The sequence below is a fragment of the Brevundimonas nasdae genome, from assembly GCF_019395145.1.
GTDB classification, from domain to species: domain Bacteria; phylum Pseudomonadota; class Alphaproteobacteria; order Caulobacterales; family Caulobacteraceae; genus Brevundimonas; species Brevundimonas nasdae.
On record NZ_CP080034.1, the window covers coordinates 1,749,653 to 1,767,159 of the forward strand.

Sequence of the window (17,507 nt, forward strand, 5' to 3'; positions counted from 1 at the left end):
TTCCGGTTCTGAAACCGCCCTCCGCCCCCGGAGTCCGCAGGCCGGGGAGACGGTCTTATCGGACGATGGGTTTGCCTCCGGCGGGCAGCACATCGGGCTCTTTCGTTGGAATGTCGTCGCTTGCGGGATCAAGAACCTCCGGCACGTTGCGATGCAGCTCGTCGATCCAGACCTGGCCATGAGCGTCCGAGGGCATGCGCCAGTCGCCCCGCGGCGACAGAGAACCGCCTGTCGTGACCTTGGGTCCGTTCGGCAGGGCCGAGCGCTTGAACTGATTGGCGAAAAAGCGCTGCAGGAACACCTCCAGCCAGCTGCGAATAGACCCGATGGGGTAGGCCCGCTTTTGCTCGTCCGGAAAGCCCGGCGGCCAATTCCCGGCGGCGGCGTCCTGCCAGGCGTGCAAGGCCAGGAAGGCGATCTTGGAGGGCCGCAGCCCGAACCGGGTGAGATAGTAGATCCAGAAGTCGTGGAGCTCGTAGGGGCCGATCTTGCCTTCGGTGCTCTGCGACTCGCCCTCGGCCGTCTGCGGGATGAGCTCCGGCGAAATCGTTGTCGCCAGGATGTCGAGCAGGACGTCGGACACCGCGGGGTCGAACAGGCGGTTCGCCGCTGTCCAACGGACCAGGTGTTGAATGAGGGTTTTCGGGAGGGAGCCGTTGACGTTGTAGTGGCTCATCTGGTCGCCGACGCCGTAGGTGCACCAGCCGAGCGCGAGCTCGGACATGTTGCCGGTGCCGAGCACCATGCCGTTCCGCTGATTGGCGGCCCTGAACAGGAGGTCTGTCCGGAGCCCGGCCTGCACATTCTCGAACGTCGTGTCGTACACAGGTTCGCCCCTCGCGAACGGATGGCGCAAGTCCTGCAGCATCTGCTGGGCGAGCGGCTTGATGTCGATTTCCTCGACGGTCACGCCGAGCCCGTTCATCAAGGCGTAGGCGTTAGACTTGGTCCTCGCGCTCGTGCCGAAGCCGGGCATTGTGAACCCGAGAATGTCCGTGCGTGGACGCCCAAGCAGATCGAAGACCTTGGCCGCGACGATCAAGGCGTGCGCTGAATCCAGGCCTCCGGACACGCCGATGCAGATCTTGGCTGTTCCGGTCGCCTCAAGCCTCTTGGCCAGCCCGCTCACCTGTATGTTGAACGCCTCGTAGCAATCCTGGTCGAGACGGGAGGGATCGTTGGGCACAAAGGGAAAACGGTCGATGCGTCGTTGCAGGCCGAGGTTGCGAACTGGCGGATCAAGATGGAAGGTCACCCGGCGAAAGCGCCGGTCGGGCATCCCGTTGGCGATCGCGGCCTCGTTAAAGGTGCCGGTCCGCATACGTTCCAGCTGCAGCCGTTCCACGTCTATGTCCGCGACGGCCATCTGGGACCCCAGGCTGAAGCGCTCCGTCTCCGCGAGCTGCGCCCCCAGCTCGTAGATGCAGGCCTGTCCGTCCCAGGCCAGGTCGGTCGTCGATTCTCCATAGCCGGCCGCGGAGTAGATGTAGGCCGCCCAACAGCGGCCGGACTGCAGCTCGCAGAGTCTTCGCCGCGTGTCCGCCTTTCCGACAACGATATTGCTTGCGGACAGGTTCGTCAGAATCAGCGCGCCGGCGAGCGCGGCGAAGTCGCTGGGCGGCGCGGGCGCCCAAACATCCTCGCAAATTTCGACATGAAAGATCAGGCCGTCGACATCGTCGGCCTGGAACAGCAGATCCATTCCGAATGGAGCGGTCTCGCCCCCGATCGTAATCTCGCCTTCCACATCCCGCCCGGAGGCGAACCATCGCTTTTCATAGAACTCGCGGTAGTTGGGCAGATGGCCCTTTGGCACCACGCCAAGGACCCGCCCCCGGTGGATAGCCACCGCACAATTATAGAGCCGTCCCTCACGACGGAGGGGCGCGCCGACCAGAACGACCGGATGGAGATCGCGGCTTTCGGCCACGAGGTTCACGAGTTGCCGCTCGACCTCGTCGAGCAACGCCCGCTGCAGCAACAGGTCGTCGATCGAATAGCCCGAGAGGCCCAGCTCCGGGAAAACCATCAGCGCGATCCCTGCCTCGTCTCCCTCACGGGCGAGCCTCAGGGTCTGCTCCAGGTTGAACGCCGGATCCGCGATCCTGCAGACGGGACGGCACGCAGCGACCCTCACGAAGCCTTGCTGGTAAATCGACAGGAAATCGGCTGCGTTGCGAGGCACGTCTGCTCCTATTCCGCTTCGGGCATTACTGTTTTCGGCCGGACGGCCCGCGCCTGGTCCCCCTTGCTTAGCGCGGCAAGGGCCTGGAGGTTCGTTAGGATGAGGACGTCAACCGGAGACTGCCTTTCGCCACTTCTGGCGAGTTACGACCATCGCGATGCTCGGCGGCCGCCGCGGCCATGGGGTCAAGGTCCGTATTAAGGGGGAGGAATGCGAGGCGTGTTCGCGTTGTCGAGGAGAGGTCACGCCTGGCGCGCGATGGCGATCCCCGACAGATCGGAAGCGGCGTCGAGGGGAATCCTGGCCGCCTTGCGCTCGGAATAGCGGTCCACCAGCTGGGCCGCGTGCGGCCGGGTGAGGATGGTGAAACGCACCAATTCCTCCATCACATCAACAATCCGCTCATAGTAGGCCGAGGGCTTCATCCGGCCGGCCTCGTCGAACTCCTGGAAGGCCTTGGCCACGCTGGACTGGTTGGGGATGGTGATCATCCGCATCCAGCGGCCCAGCAGGCGCAGAGTGTTGACGGCGTTGAAGCTCTGCGACCCGCCCGACACCTGCATCACCGCCAGGGTGCGGCCCTGGGTCGGGCGCAGGCCGCCCAGGCTGAGCGGCAGATGGTCGATCTGCAGCTTCATCAGGCCGGAGACCTGGCCATGCCGTTCCGGACTGCACCAGACCATGCCCTCCGACCAGAAGGCGTGCTCGCGCAACTCGCGCACCGCCGGGTGGTCGTCGTCGCCGGGCGCGCCCGGCAGGGGCAGGTCGGAGGGGTCGAAGATGCGGGTCTCGCATCCCATCCGCTGCAGCAGACGGGCCGCCTCCTCGACGCAGAGCCGCGAATACGACCGCTCGCGCAGCGAGCCGTACAAGAGAAGGATCCGCGGCGCCGGGTCGGTCGGGCCCAATCCACGGGCGGGGTCGGCGGACAGATAGGCCGCGTCCAGAGCCGGCAGGTGATCCGGATCCGGCAGCGAACGCAAGCGGGCGAGGGTCATCAGAGGTCCTTGATCAGATAGGCGGCCGACGCCGGGCAGACGTCCGCGAACTCGCGGGTTCGCCGGATCGCGGGCGGTGCAGACGCCCGATCGGCGACGACGAAGCCGTGCCGGGCGAAGAAAAGCTCGGCCGTCGTGGTGAGCAGGTGAAGCCGTTCGCTACCCAGATCGCTCGCCATGGCCTCGACGGCGGTCAGTATGCGGCTCCCGATCCCTTGGGCCTTCAGGTCGGCGAGCACGACCAGGGAGCGCAGCAGGAGATCCTGCCCTTCCCCTTCCAGGCCGACATAGCCGGCGATGCCGCCGTGTTCGTGGGCGGCGAAGTATCGACCAGCGCCAGGCTCGGGCAGACCCGCGCCGCGCAGGGCCGCGATCAGGCCGACGTCATCCGCGTCCAAGAGATGCAGGACGACCATCAGGCCGCGTCCGCCGGCGGAGCCGTATCCGGGAACCAGCGTCGGCCCATCCACAGCGCAACTGACACCAGCAGGATCAGCACTGGCACCTCGACCAACGGGCCGATGACGGCCGCGAAGGCGACCGGCGAGGTCAGGCCGAAGGCCGCGATGGCGACGGCAATGGCCAGTTCGAAATTGTTCGAGGCCGCGGTGAAGGCCAGGGCGGTGGTGCGCGGATAGTCGGTCTCGATCAGCTTGCCCATCAGGAAACTGACCACGAACATCACAAGGAAGTAGATCGTCAGCGGAATGGCGATGCGCAGGGCGTCCAGCGGCAGGGCCACCACCTCCCCGCCCTTGAGGCTGAACATGACCACGATGGTGAACAGCAGGGCGATCAGGGTGATCGGTCCGATGCGCGGCAGAAAGCGCCGCTCGTACCAATCGGCGCCCCGGCGGGCGATCAGGCTGCGACGGGTCAGGAAGCCGGTCAGGAAGGGAAGACCAAGGTAGACGAGCACCGCCCCGGCGATGGTCCAGACGCTGACGTCCACCACACTGCCCTGCAGGCCGAACAGGGGCGGCAGGACGGTGAGGAAGATCCAGGCGTAGAGGCTGAAGAAAAGGATCTGGAAGATCGAGTTAAAGGCGACGAGGCCAGCGACATACTGGTTGTCGCCCCGCGCCAGCTGGTTCCACACCAGCACCATGGCGATGCAGCGCGCCAGGCCGATCAGGATGACGCCGGTCATGTATTCCGGCTGATCGCGCAGGAAGATCACCGCCAGCGCGAACATCAGCACCGGGCCCAACACCCAATTCTGGAACAGCGACAGGGCCAGCACCCGCTTGTCGGCGAAGACACGCGGCAGTTCCTCGTACCGAACCTTGGCCAGCGGCGGGTACATCATCAAGATGAGACCGATGGCGATTGGGATGTTGGTCGTGCCGATCGAGAAGCTATTGACCCAGGCGGGCAGGTCCGGCGCCAGCGTCCCCAGAGCCACGCCGAGACCCATGGCCACGAAGATCCACAGTGTCAGCCAGCGGTCGAGGAAGGACAGGCGACGCGGCGAGGCGTCCGCCACCGGGGTATCGATCATCGCTTCACCCGCTGGCCGGCGGCGTCGATGACGACCTCGCCGTCCTCCTTGGTGAAGGGCTTGAGATCATCGGCGGGCAGAAGATCGAGCACGGCCTCCGATGGCCGGCAGAGTCGAACGCCCATGGGACTGACGACGATCGGGCGGTTGAGAAGAATCGGATGGGCCTCGATCGCGTCGAGCAGTTGATCGTCCGTCAGGCCCGGGTCCCCGAGGCCCAGCTCGGCGAAGGGCGTGCCCTTTTCGCGTAACAGGTCGCGCAGCGGCGCGCTGGTGCGTTCGGCCAGCTGGGCGATCATGGCCCGCGACGGCGGGGTCTTCAGATACTCGACGACGTGCGGCTCCATGCCGACATGGCGGATCAGCTCAAGCGCGTTGCGCGACGTCCCGCAGGCGGGGTTGTGATAGATGACGACGTCCATGGGATCCTCAGGGGCGGCAGGGTGCGAGTTCGGCCAGTAAGGGCTGACACAGGTCCGCCCTCCCCTCGCAGCAGTCCTTAAGCAGGAACAGGACCAGCTCGCGGAACCGGTCCAGGTCGGCCCGGTAAATGATCGAGCGGCTGCGCCGCTCCGACCTGATCAGCCCCGCGCGGGTCAGAACGCCGAGATGGGACGACAGTGTATTGGCCGGGATGGCCAGATGGTTCGAGATCTCACCGGCCGGCAAACCGCCGGGTTCGTGGCGCACGAGGAGACGAAACGCCTCCAGCCGCGTAGACTGCGCCAAGGCGGCGAGAGCGAGAATCGAGGCTTCCGTTTCCATAGTTCCGAATTAGTCGAACTATGGAAGCGATCAAGCTCTCGCTTTCTTTTGATCAGGCTGACCGACGTCCCAGCCTGTGGATGCCACGGATGTAAACCAACTCCGCCAAGAGCTCGATCAGAGTCTGGGTGACGATAATGGCCGGGACCAGGGGGATGGCGCCGGGCACGACCAGGGCCAGCGGCAGGACCACGAGCGAGTTGCGGGTCCCAGCGCTAAAGGCGACGGCGCGGCCGGCTTCCGGCGTCAGCCGTGCGAGCCTCGAGACGGCCCATCCGATGAGCGGCGCCAGCACGGAGAAGGCGACATAGACCGGCACGACACTCAGGGTCCGGTCGAGGGTCTGTCCGAGTTGCGGCATGACCGCGGCGACGACGATGAAGAGCACCAAGGCCGTGGCCGGCACCGGCGCCAGGCCGAGACCAGACGAGACTCGCTCGCCCATTTTGCTGCGGGCCGCCCAGGTCTGGACCAGCGCCGCCAGAACGAACGGGATGGCGATCAGCCAGACGAAGGCGTGGATGAACGGACCTGGCTGCACATAGGCCGCCGCCTCGGCGCCGAGGAACAGACGCAGATAGATGGGCAAGAGCACCATCTGGGCGATCAGCAGCATCGGTGTCGAGGCTAGGAGCAACCGGGCGTCCGCACGACCCAGATGAGCGAAGGTCACGACATAGTCGATGCAGGGACAGAGCAGCACCATCAGCACGCCGAGACGGATCAGGGGATCGGCCGGCAGGAACTGCATCAGGCCCAGGACGAACAGGGGCACAGCGATGAAGTTCACCGCCAGCAAGGCGCCCAGGAACCGCAACTCCTGAAGCGCCCGGCCGAGGGCGGCGACCGGCACCTGCAGGAAGGTGACGAACAGCATCAAGGCCAGCGCCGGATTGATCGCTGATTCCAGCACTTCCGTGCGCGGTATCAGGAACCCGATGGCCGTCGCGACGATCACGGCGGCGAAATAGATCCAGACCTGTCGGGCTTCGAGGCCGTCGCGAAGTTCAGACGTGTTCATCCCGGATCCTGACTTCGCACTGCACCCCTAACGGGCGCGACCGCCCCGGCTGTCAAGCCTCGTCCTGCGTTCCGCGGCAAGAGGGTGGACCGAACAACTGGCGGCGTTCGAGCGGCGTCGGCGCACGCCCGTAAGCTCTGGCGCGCGCACCGCACTTGAGGGTTTGGCTTGGTTCCTACTCCGGCTAAGATGGGCCCCGGCGGGCCTTGACCGGATAGCCTTTGATCTTGAGCCAGGGGACGTTCTGCGTCGGCGGCGATCACGGGTGAAGACGTCGAGCTTCACACAGAAGTTCCCGGCCCGCCCCCTCCCCTCCTCACCAACGGGCGACGCTGAGGCGGCGCCATCGATCCTTCTCCGCCAGAGGCACCTCGGCCAGATCGGCGTGATCGCGCCACCGAGTGATCACGCCCTTCTCAACCTCGAAAACATTGATGGCGCGGACGTTCATGACGAGGCCACGGTTCGCGGCCAGCAGATAGAGGCTTTCGGCGATGACCAGCTCGCCCTGGGTGACGGACTTGAGAATGTGAAGTTCGAACAGCGAATAGCTTTGGAAGAGCCGACGCCAGAAGCCGAGAAGCGCTGTACGTCCGACGAGTTCGCCCGCGATGTCGAACTGGGCCGCGACCTGCTCCGACAGATAGGATTCGAGGCGACGCACATCGCGTGATGCGATCTCCCCGGCGAAAGCTTGGACGACGTCTCCGGGCATAAGCGACATGATCACCGTTCAGGCGCGCAATCATGATCCGATTCTCAGCGAAAAACTCGCGTATCGCGTGTGACCAACGATGTCACTCCGGTTCGATAACCCCGGCCCCCACCGCGACCGCGACGGCCTCTATCCGGGTGCGCACGCGCAGCTTCGAGCACACCTTCTCAAGGTAGCTGTCGACCGTGCGCGGCGACAATCCGAGGATGGCGCCGATATCTCCCGAGCTCTTGCCGCGACTGACCCACAACAGGCACTCAAGCTCTCGCGGGCTCAAGGCGAAAACTCGAGAGCCGACATTCGGTTGGAGGTTCGGAGCCATGATTTCACTCGCGATTGACCGGTGAAGGCTGAACGGACCAGCAGCCACGAGCAACACAGGCGAGTTGCGCATTCTCCGCAAGAAAGTTGCGGAGAATCGACGTCGGCCCGCCGCCCCTTAGGATCGAAGCCAGCGCCAGAGACTGATTGCCCCTGCTTTGGCGACCGCTTACACAGTCCGGCGTCGGGCGCCGTCAGATACGGGCGCAACTTGAGCCGGGGTCCGTCAGTGGCGGAGGCGGCGTTTCGCCCTGAAGTAGCGGGCCTCTTCGCAGAGGATTCCTCGCCCGACCCCTCCGCCTTGCACCGGGACTCGCTTTGATTCATTGTCGGCCGTCGGCGCTTGCGTCGAAGGGGCCGGGAATCCCCTGTGCGAAGCTCAATCTTTACGACCGCGCCTCGACGCGCGGCGTCCGTCCGCTGGTGACCGCGGCGCACCCCTGTGTGCGCCCGGTCGTGGCGGGCGCGCTCTCGGATTCCTGCCTCCTGAAAACCGGCGGGAGGTCGCCTTGAGCGATGTGAAGGAGATGGATCCGGGCGCTGCGGCGAGCCTGAATGGGCTCTACCGACGCTATTCGGGGTGGTTGGGAAGGCGGCTGCGCGGACGTGTGGGCGCCGATGAAGCCGCCGATGTGGTGCAGGAAACCTATCTTCGCCTGGCTCCCTATCTCCTCGAAGATATCCGCCACCCCAAGGCTCTGCTTCTTCGCGTCGCGCTAAACCTGGTTCGCGACGAGCGACGCCGGATGGCCCTCCGGGACCGGGCGATGCAAGGGGCGATTCCTATGTGGGTCACAGCGGCCGACGCGCCTGTCGACCGGCTGCACCTCAAGCAGGTTCTCCTGACCATGCCGCCGCTGTATCGGGACGTCTTCGTCTTGAGCCGGTTTGACGGTATGACATATCCGGAGATTGCTCTGGCCCACGGGATCAGCCTGGCTACGGTTGAACGGCGGATGGCCAAGGCTGTTGAGCACTGCATGGCCCAACTGGACGTCTAAGGCACGAACGATGACTGCCGATAATGACCTGGACGTAAGACGACGCGAGGCCGCGTCGTGGTTCGCCACCCTCAACCAGAAGCGGGTGGCGGCTTCGGACATCACTGCTTTCAGTCAATGGCGCCGCACCCCTGCGAACGCTGAAGCCTATGCCCGGATAGAAACGATGTGGGAGGCGGCCGGGAGCCTCAAGGGCGACGCCGATATCGCCGCCTTGACTGCAGGGGCCCGCGCACGCGCCGACGCCTCGCGCAAACTGCAGGGCCGCCTCGCCAAAGGCCTTATACCGATCGGCGCCGTGGCGGCCGTCGCCGCCGTGGTTGTCGGCGTGACAATGTGGTCTGCCCGCCCTCTGTCCTATGAAACCGGGCTGGGCGAACGGCGGATCGTCGTCCTGGCCGATGGGTCAAAGGTTACCCTGGACACCGAGTCTCGCATCACCGTCAGGCTCACCGGCCGTCGCCGTGCTGTGGAGCTGGCGAGCGGCCAGGCCTTCTTCGATGTGGAGGGCGATCCCGCCCGCCCCTTCGTTGTTCGCGCCGGCGCGACCGACGTCACCGCCGTAGGAACCCGGTTTGACGTCCGCCGCGCGGGCGGCGGCGCGCAGGTGACGCTCGTCGAAGGCAAGGTCGATGTCGTAGACCGGGGGCAAGCCACGCCGCGGTGGTCCCTCGCCCCGGGCCAGCAGATTGTCACCGCCTCGCCTCGTCCAGCCGTCCGGTCGGTGGATGCGGCGTCGGAGACCAGTTGGACAGTCGGCCGCCTCATCTTCGCCGGCGACACCGTCGAAGCCGCTGTGGCCGAGGTCAATCGCTACACCGCGTCCAAGGTCGTCCTGGATGCGCCCGCCATCGCCGATATCGCTGTCAGCGGCGCTTTCAACACGGGCGATGTGGAGGGCTTCGTGTCCGCGCTGACCGAGCTCTATCCGGTTGTCGCCAACCGCACGGCTTCCGGTCAGATCGTCATTCGTGACGCCCCCGCGAAAAATGCGAGCGTGCGCTGAGGGGTTTTGCCACGCCCCTTCGTCTCTTCCCCGAACCGCGTCTGTGCGGATATCCATTTCGGGGGATTATTATGCGTATCGGTCTTTGTTCGTCTGCATTCGGAGCACTCGCTGTCGCGGCGGCAATGCCTGTCGTCGCCCAGGCACAATCCCCTGCCGTCCAGTTCCGGGTCCCGGCGGGCCCGCTACAAACCGCTCTTCCGCTGTTCGCCACGCAGAGCGGCGAGCAAATCCTCTATTCCACCGACCTCGTAGCCGGCCGTCAGTCTCCGGGCGTCAGCGGCGCGCTGCGGACCGATCAGGCGCTGACCGCGCTACTGCAGGGCACGGGCCTGAGGGCGCGGCGCACGAGCCCGAACACTCTGGTCGTCTTTGATCCTTCCGTCCGGGCGGAGGCAGCAGATGAGGCGATTGAGATCGACGAGGTGATCGTCACTGGCAGTTTGATCCGCGGCGTCGCTGACGGCCCGTCGCCAGTCATCACCGTGACCCGGGGCGATATCGACCGACAGGGGCATGGAACAGTTGCCCAAGCGCTTGCCGCCCTGCCCCAGAATTTTGGCGGCACCGGTAACGATGCCGCAATGAGCAACGGCGGCGACCGGACGGGTACGAACAGCTTTTACGCCTCGGGCGTCAATCTGCGCGGCTTGGGCAGCGATGCGACTCTCGTTCTGGTCAACGGCCGACGAATGGCGGGCACAGGAAACAAGGGCGACTTCGCCGATGTCTCCACAATACCGACCAGCGCCGTGGCCCGCATCGACGTGCTGCTCGATGGTGCGTCAGCGCTGTACGGAGCGGATGCCGTGGGCGGCGTGGTCAACATCATCCTGCGTGAGGACTATGACGGTGCCGAGACGCGGGTCCGGTACGGCGTCACCTCGGATGGGGCGAGCGATGAGCTCCAGATTGCCCACACCGTAGGGAGCCGGTGGTCGTCAGGCTCGGTCCTGGGCACCTATGAATACAATGACCGCAGCCGCCTGGCGGCATCCGAGCGGGACCGGGCGAACGACGCGGACTTGCGGCGGTTCGGAGGATCCGACCGGCGTCGCATCTTCAGCAACCCCGGCAACATCGTCGTCTTCGACGCCGCAGCCGGCGGCTATGTCCCCACCTACGCCATCCCCAGTGGGCAGAATGGCGAAGGCCTGAGCCCGAGTGACTTCATCGTCGGTCAGGGCAATCTCTACAATCACCGCGAGGGCCTGAACGTCCTGCCGGAGCAAAACCGACACAGCGCCTATCTGGTCCTCAATCAGGACCTAGGCGACCGCGTCTCGGTCAACGCCGATGTTCGCTATGGCCTGCGCGAGTTTGAGGCGGTGTCTCAAGGGTTTCCAACGACCTTCACCGTGACCGCAGCTAACCCCTATTTTGTGTCTCCGACAGGCGCGACATCACACATCATCGCCTATAATTTCGGCCGCGATCTCGGCAATCCGAGGATCGAAGGCCGCGCCGAAAGCCTCGGCGGTTCGATCGGGGCCAAGATCGATCTGGCAGGAAGTTGGCGGCTGGACACTTACGCCGCCTACGCGCGCGAATACGGTGAAAACTCGAGCAGCAATCAGCTGAACTCCACCTTCCTTCGCGAGGCGCTCGGCGCGATCGCTGACAATCCGGCGACCAACTACAGCGCACCGCGCGATGGCTACTTCAATCCCTTCGCCGACGGCTCGAACAGCTCGCCGGCAGCCTTGGCCTTCATCGGCTCCGGCTGGGCGCGCGGGGTCGGGGAGACGACGGTTTCGTCCGTCAACGCCTTGGCGGACGGGTCCCTATTCACCCTTCCTGCCGGGGACGCCAAACTGGCAGCGGGCGTCGCCTTCCGCCGCGAGACCTTCGAACGTCAGGACACAAGCTTCACATCAGGCGTAGCGCCGTCGGTCGGCGTCCCCGTCGCCTTCGACCGGGAGGTGGCATCCGCCTTCGCGGAAGTCCGCATCCCCCTCTTCAGTGCCGCCTACCGCCGCGCTGGATTCGAGAGGCTTGAGCTATCGATTGCCGGACGGTTCGAGAACTATTCCGACGCCGGTCAAACGACCAGCCCCAAGGTCGGGGTTCTGTGGCAGCCCTATTCGGAACTGGTGCTGCGCGCCAACTACGGCGAGTCCTTTCGCGCGCCGGCGCTGCGCGAGTTGAACGAGACGGCGGACCAGAGCCCAACGTTCCTCCCGCGCGGATCGCAACAGGTGCTGGCCGAAATTCTCTACGGCGGCAATCCCGACCTTGAGCCCGAGCAGGCCAAGAGCTGGACGCTTGGCGGAGACTATCGGCCAGCGGCCCTTCCCGGCCTTCGCGTGGGCCTAAATTTGTTCAGGATCGATTTCGACAATCAGATCGGTCAGCCCGCCTTCACGGCCCTGACCACCGCCCTTGCCAATCCCGCCCTGTCGGCCTTCGTTCGCATCATCGATCCGATCAACAACGCGCAGGACCGCGCCGACATGCAGGCGTTGCTGGATCTGCCGACGACAGCGCTTGCCGATCTGTTCCCCGCCGAGGCCTATGGCGCCATCGTCGATGCCCGGTTTGTGAACACGTCCAGCGTGCTGCTCAAAGGGATCGACGCCAATCTCGGCTACGCCTTCGACATCGGCGACCACGCGTTCGATCTCGACGCCAACCTGACCTATCTGGACCGGTTCGATACGCAGGCGACCCCGACCGCGCCCGTTCAGTCCGGCATCAATAGTCCCAACTTGCCGGTGGACTTCCGGGGGCGCGCATCCGCCAACTGGACCCATTCGGACTGGGGGGCTTCCGCAGCCATCAACTACGTGGATGGCTACCCTGACGCCACCGGGCGCCCCATCGGCTCATGGACGACGGCGGACGTCCAGTTCCGCTATGCACCTACGCATGGGATCTTCGACGGCGCGTCCCTGACGCTGAATGTCCAGAACGTCTTGGATACCGATCCACCCTTCTATGACTCGCCTGAAGGCGTCGCCTTCGACGCCGCCAATACCGGCGTGGTTGGCCGGCTTGTCTCTATCCAGCTGACCCGGAGCTGGTGATGAAGCTCTTTATCGGCCTCATGGCCGCGGCGACCATTCTGGTCCCCGCGAGCCCAATTCTGTGCCAGACGGCGTCTGCGCCAGCGCTTGATCCTTTCACGATCGACGACCTGCTGAGCCAAGAGGGCGTCGGCAACATCCGCATTTCTCCGGACAGCCGATGGGTCGTCGTGGAGCGGCAGGCTCCGTGGAACACCGCGAGCACCTATAAATACGACCAGTATACCGAGACCTTGCTGAGCCGGCTGGAGGTGTTCTCAGCAACCGACGGCGGCCGTCGCCACACCATTGAGGAGCCAGGTCACTCCGCAGGGTTCGCCTCGGGCCCCTTCTCGCCGAGCGGTGCTTCGATGGTCGTCTATCGCCTATCGGAGGGGGGATGGAGCATGGGCGTCATGACGCTCGCGACGGGATCCGTGCGATGGCTCGATCTCTCCCCAGAACTGGCGCGCTTTGGCGAGACTGTCGTTTGGCGCTCCGAGACGGAGCTTTTGGTCGCCGCCCGCAGGAACGGCGCGCTGCCCTATATGCTCGGCGTCTATGCTCAATCGGTCGTAAAACAGAGCGACCTTTGGCGACGCGCCGAAAGCGGACATTCGCCGTCGGCGATCTCCACGCCGAGTGGTTCGGCGCGCGATAGCCGCGATAAGGGGACGCCGCTCCAGCTTCTCCAGGTCAATCTCGCGACCGGCCGCGAGACCCTCCTCCTCGAGGGCGCGATCATCGACGTCTCGCTCTCGCCCGACGGCCGCTCGGCCGCCGCGCTGCTCGACGGGCCCGACATCCAATATGGCCTCGATACGATCTTGTTCACCGGCACGCCCAAACGCGTGCGCCGCATCCTTCTCGCCGATCTCGAAACCGGGGCGACGGTCGAACCCCTGCCCGATCAAGATTTCACGTCACACCTGCTTTCGTGGTCGCCGCGTTCCGATCGATTGATCGCCTTTTCCCGCCCCGTCGGCGGGCGCTTCGAGGCGGGGCGTTTCTGGCTCTTGGGTCGAGCCGGGCCTGCCACGCCGGTCGATCTGGGCGACGCCTCGCCCGCGATCAATGGCGACAGCCAGACCATTCCGATCGCCCGGGCCAGTTGGGACGGCGACCGCCCTGTCTTCGAGGTTCGCTTGGCGGACGGATCGAAGGCGTGGATGATAACCGACCGTAGCGGACGCCGCCGGACCGTGGCCCAAGTCGAGGATGGAGAAGCCCTTTTGAGCTTCGGCGGCGCCACCTTCATCAGCCGCAATAGCGGTCTGACCCCTTTCGGGGACGGTCGCACACCTGCCGGACTCCAAGGCAGTCTCGTCGATGCCGGGACATCGTCCGATCTGGGTGCACGGGCGACGCAGAACCCCACGGCGGAACGCCTCGGCCGCGGCGTCTTGATGGGTCCTGACGGGTGTCTGCGGCACGCCAGCGGCTCGGCACACTGCTTCGGCCGGCTCCCCGCTGACGAGACCGTAGCGGCCGCGAGCCCTGATACCGCCTTCATGGTGACCCGCCGGCGATCCCCGGGCGGCGCGACCCAAGTCCGACTGCGAACCCAAGCGGACGAGATCGAACTGGCGACTGTGAACGCCGATCTTGACCACCGCGACTGGGGGACTGTTGTCCCGGTCGATCATATCGGACCGACGGGTCAACCCTTGCGCAGTTGGTTGCTTCTGCCCACCGCCCCGACCTCCAGACCTCCCCCGGTGGCGGTGATCGCCTACCCTGGCCGGGTCTTCCCGGCCGCGCCTGCGCGGCTGCTACCGGGCGCCCTGAACCTGCACGTCAATCCGGCCATCCTGTCCGCTGCAGGCTACGCGGTGCTCATGCCCAGTTTGCCCGAGCGAGCCTCACCATCCTCAGATCTGGGCGCGCTCGGTCCGGAGCTCGCAGCGATCGTTGAGGCGGCATGCGCGGCAGGCCGATGTGACGCTGAACGCGCCGCCCTGATCGGGCACAGTTTCGGCGGCTACGGCGCCCTTCGCGCGGCGACGCAGACCGAGGCTTTCAAGGCGATCATCGCTTCGAACGGCTACGGCGATCTCAGCGAAGCCTATGAACCCCGGGTCTATTCGAGCCTGAGTGGAGAAGCGGGCATTTCCATCCAGAGCGGCTGGCTCGAGGGGGGTCAGGGCGGTCTCGGTGTCCCTCTGGGGACGGACCCGCAGCGCTACATCGATCGGAGTCCGCTGTACGCCGTTGACCGTATCCACACCCCGACCCTGCTCATCCAGAGCGACTTCGACGGCTCTCGCTTCGACTCGATCTTTGGCGCTCTCTATCGGCTGAACCGCGAGGCGGAGCTCGTCACCTATTTCGGAGAGAGCCACGAGTTCGTCAGCCCGGCCAATGTCCGCGACCTTCACCTACGTATTCTCGGCTGGCTCGACCGCTATCTTGGCCCGCCTCACCCGCTCGATCCGAGCTTCCCAGCTGCGCGCCCAGATCTCAAGCGCAGCCACGATCAGGAAGCGATTGGTGGCGGGATCCCAGATTAGGCGGGAGTCCGCGAGGGCCTGATCATACGCCCCGGTGTCGATCAGGCCCTTCTCCTCAAGCCGGCCGCCTACGAGGAGATTCTTGAGGACATTGACGCTCAGACGCACGACCAAGGCGTAGAAGCGGCTGAGATCGCCCTTGTCCCGCCGTTCGGCGATCAAGGGCGGGAGCCTGTCTTTGAACGCGATCCGCGCGAGGCCGCGATCCCTCGCTCCCAACGTCAGGCGATCGGTAGGGATGGCCAGGCAGTGTTCCATCACCGGCTGGGTCAGAAGGGGGTGAAGCAAGGTCGCCGAGCGGGCGCGCAGACAGTCGCCCCAGTAGGTCTGGCAGTTGGCGAGTTGCAGAACCTGGCGGGCCTTGGCGGGCGGCAGGGCCTCCGACTCGGCAAGCCACCGGTGTCGTCGCGTCTTTGAGGGCGGCCGCGGTGGGGGCAGCAGGCTGTGTCGGGCGATGGTCCAGACCGAGTGACGGGTCCAGCGCGCCACCGCCGCGATATAGGCCGGGTCCACTCCCCTCAACCCCTGCCGTCGAATCCGGTCCGCCACCACCAAGGGGTCAGGCGACTGGAAGAAGACGGCATCGCCCCCTTGGCCGGTGAGCAAGCCCGTGGCGCGGACTTTCCGCGCCCGACCGGCCATGTCGGCGTCATAAACCATGTCGATGCCGTGGAGCGCCGGCCGGACGCCCTGCCCCAGCGGATCAAACTGTCGCCGGGTAAGGGAAGCGATCGGCTTGTGGATTTCCTCCAGAGGCACGCCCAACCGAAGGGCGGCCGCGCGGGCGAACACCCTTTCATCACCCTCGGGCTGGTCATCGAAATAGTTCACGAACCTGGACCTCGGGCCGCCACCGCATTCAACGAGGCTGGCGGCGACGATCGCCGAGTCGAGGCCGCCGGAGATTTCGGTGACGATACGGTTGTGACCGGCCACGAGCGCCTGAATAGAATTATCGACCACCTCGACAAGGGCCTCCGGTCGGTCGTCCCAAGCGTCAGCGGTTAAAGCGAAGCGAGCCGGCGTCCACACCGCAGTCTGGGTAACCGCCCGACCGATCCGCGCCAGGCCGCCCGGGGATATGGCTTCGAGTCCGGTCAGGGCGAGCGTATCCGACGCCAGGTTCACCGCGCCGACGATCTCGCCGAGCACAGCCCAATCGATCGCCAGGTCCTCAGGTAAGACCGAATTCAGCGCCTCAGGCGGTTGGCTGGTCGCGATGCGCGCTGACCCGAAGCGCCAGCAAATACAGTCCAACGCGCCGCTAGGATCGCGCAGCAGTCGCAGATCGCCGTCATCGTCCCGCCAGACGAAGACGTAACGGCCCCAGCCGTGCGAAACCACGGCGCGCGCCAGGCCTTCGTCGGAGCGGTGAAGCGCCACCAAGGTCGAAAGAAACGCCCCGTCTCCTCGCCAGTCTCCGATCAAGACATGTCGACGATGGACCTGGGTGACCTTGAGCGGCGCCTGCGGCCCGAGATAGACGCTCAACCCGTCGACCTCGAGGGCCTTGCGCCAACCGGCCGTCAGGAGCTGTCGTACCGGGCCAGCCAGTGCCGCACACCCCGTCGACGCCCCGCCATGGTCGATGACGACATAGCCTCGCAGATCGGGCGTGGAGGCGCTCATCGACAATAGATCGGGGTGTAGGCGGCGAGGCGCTCGACATCGTCGTTGAGGCAGAAGTCGTCTAGCTGAACCCAGCAGTGCGCCGAGAAGGGCCACAGGCGGACACCGAAGACCCAGTCCGCCGAAAGGCCGGCGCGACGTAGGTAGCTCATCAGCATGGCCGAACGCACAAGGCATTCCCCCTCCTGGGGCAGCCACGGCGCAATCCGCCAGAAGGCCCGGGCTGCGTCCGCGACCGCCTCCGCGCTCACCGCATCGTCACGGTCCGGAGCGACCGCCAGGATCGGACGAAGCCCCGTTCCGCGCAGGGCGCGGCGAACATCCAGAACCGCGCCGCAGCCCTGCAGAATCTGACCGAGCGACACCTTCGGCGGGGCGTCGTGGATGACTGTCTTGCCGGGCAACGGCGGCGGAATCCTTGATGGGGCTCCAGCGCGATCCGCAGTCAGCCGCGCCTCGGCGACCGCCGCCTCGCCCGGTCCGCTCAGTCGCAGGGCGCCGCCGCTTTCGGCATGGACGCTCAGCGCACCGCCGGGAAGGCAAAGGTAGGCGTCCGCATCCAGGTCGATTAGGGCGAGGTCATCACCCACGACGACGGCATGCACTCCGTCCTTGAGGAACGATTCCATGCGATATTTCCCCTGATCATTTTGTCTGCGCAGGCTGGGCGCGCTCACGACTGAACGTCGAGGCACGCCCGTGCGCACTCACTGGACCCGTGCCCGAAAGCCGGTCGGCGTGGTGTAGAAATAGGGCGGGATCAGTTCGATACGGTCCCCGAAATCACAGGCGCGAGTCATCCGGCGAACAGAGCCGCAAACGATGAGGTAGAGGGCGGTTTTCATGGGTC

At 65.6% G+C, this 17,507-nt stretch carries 15 protein-coding genes and 1 pseudogene; 4 read left to right on the top strand and 12 right to left on the bottom strand.

Translation table 11 applies throughout. The features are described 5' to 3' along the window. Positions 1-55: 55 nt before the first annotated feature. From KWG56_RS08535 to KWG56_RS08575, 9 genes are all read right to left on the bottom strand, one after another. Positions 56-2,185: an NAD(+) synthase gene (locus tag KWG56_RS08535; protein WP_040349344.1), complete on the bottom strand. Its 2,130-nt coding sequence runs from the start codon at positions 2,183-2,185 to the stop codon at positions 56-58. A 242-nt stretch (positions 2,186-2,427) separates the two neighbouring features. Continuing rightward, positions 2,428-3,183: an arsenical resistance protein ArsH gene (gene arsH / locus KWG56_RS08540; protein WP_008259815.1), complete on the bottom strand. Its 756-nt coding sequence runs from the start codon at positions 3,181-3,183 to the stop codon at positions 2,428-2,430. After that, a complete protein-coding gene (locus KWG56_RS08545) occupies positions 3,183-3,599 on the bottom strand; it encodes a GNAT family N-acetyltransferase (protein ID WP_219354437.1) in 417 nt (138 codons plus the stop codon). The genes arsH and KWG56_RS08545 overlap by 1 nt, the downstream gene beginning before the upstream one ends. After that, entirely contained in the window at positions 3,599-4,684 is a 1,086-nt protein-coding gene (gene arsB / locus KWG56_RS08550) for an ACR3 family arsenite efflux transporter (RefSeq protein WP_008264093.1), read from the bottom strand. The genes KWG56_RS08545 and arsB overlap by 1 nt, the downstream gene beginning before the upstream one ends. Then, positions 4,681-5,106 (bottom strand): arsenate reductase (glutaredoxin), encoded by a 426-nt coding sequence (gene arsC / locus KWG56_RS08555; RefSeq protein ID WP_219354438.1) that lies wholly within the window; start codon positions 5,104-5,106, stop codon positions 4,681-4,683. The genes arsB and arsC overlap by 4 nt, the downstream gene beginning before the upstream one ends. A 7-nt stretch (positions 5,107-5,113) precedes the next feature. Then, entirely contained in the window at positions 5,114-5,449 is a 336-nt protein-coding gene (locus tag KWG56_RS08560) for an ArsR/SmtB family transcription factor (protein WP_008264065.1), read from the bottom strand. 52 nt (positions 5,450-5,501) lie between these two features. Beyond that, a complete protein-coding gene (locus KWG56_RS08565; RefSeq protein WP_008260487.1) occupies positions 5,502-6,470 on the bottom strand; it encodes an arsenic resistance protein in 969 nt (322 codons plus the stop codon). Between the two features lie 316 nt (positions 6,471-6,786). Beyond that, entirely contained in the window at positions 6,787-7,194 is a 408-nt protein-coding gene (locus tag KWG56_RS08570; RefSeq protein WP_232216215.1) for a nuclear transport factor 2 family protein, read from the bottom strand. A gap of 73 nt (positions 7,195-7,267) precedes the next feature. Then, positions 7,268-7,507: a helix-turn-helix domain-containing protein gene (locus KWG56_RS08575; protein WP_083793413.1), complete on the bottom strand. Its 240-nt coding sequence runs from the start codon at positions 7,505-7,507 to the stop codon at positions 7,268-7,270. A 517-nt stretch (positions 7,508-8,024) separates the two neighbouring features. On the opposite strand from KWG56_RS08575, the gene KWG56_RS08580 reads away from it, so the two are divergent. From KWG56_RS08580 to KWG56_RS08595, 4 genes are all read left to right on the top strand, one after another. After that, the gene (locus tag KWG56_RS08580) at positions 8,025-8,507 is read left to right on the top strand and encodes an RNA polymerase sigma factor (protein ID WP_244093384.1); all 483 of its coding nucleotides are present in this window, start codon (positions 8,025-8,027) and stop codon (positions 8,505-8,507) included. A gap of 10 nt (positions 8,508-8,517) precedes the next feature. Then, positions 8,518-9,513 (top strand): FecR family protein, encoded by a 996-nt coding sequence (locus KWG56_RS08585; protein WP_219354439.1) that lies wholly within the window; start codon positions 8,518-8,520, stop codon positions 9,511-9,513. A gap of 125 nt (positions 9,514-9,638) precedes the next feature. Beyond that, the gene (locus KWG56_RS08590; protein ID WP_219354440.1) at positions 9,639-12,539 is read left to right on the top strand and encodes a TonB-dependent receptor; all 2,901 of its coding nucleotides are present in this window, start codon (positions 9,639-9,641) and stop codon (positions 12,537-12,539) included. Beyond that, complete coding sequence (locus KWG56_RS08595; RefSeq protein WP_219354441.1) at positions 12,539-15,028, top strand: S9 family peptidase; 2,490 nt, start codon at positions 12,539-12,541, stop codon at positions 15,026-15,028. Before KWG56_RS08590 ends, KWG56_RS08595 begins: the two co-directional genes overlap by 1 nt. On the opposite strand, the pseudogene KWG56_RS18770 reads toward KWG56_RS08595, so the two are convergent. From KWG56_RS18770 to KWG56_RS08605, 3 genes and pseudogenes are all read right to left on the bottom strand, one after another. Next, positions 15,029-16,657: pseudogene (locus KWG56_RS18770) on the bottom strand (asparagine synthase-related protein); the annotation flags it as partial. Further along, the gene (locus KWG56_RS08600; RefSeq protein ID WP_219354442.1) at positions 16,654-17,286 is read right to left on the bottom strand and encodes a lasso peptide biosynthesis B2 protein; all 633 of its coding nucleotides are present in this window, start codon (positions 17,284-17,286) and stop codon (positions 16,654-16,656) included. The gene KWG56_RS08600 and the pseudogene KWG56_RS18770, both read right to left, overlap by 4 nt. A 78-nt stretch (positions 17,287-17,364) precedes the next feature. Then, positions 17,365-17,502 (bottom strand): hypothetical protein, encoded by a 138-nt coding sequence (locus KWG56_RS08605; protein WP_219354443.1) that lies wholly within the window; start codon positions 17,500-17,502, stop codon positions 17,365-17,367. Between the last annotated feature and the right edge of the window lie 5 nt (positions 17,503-17,507).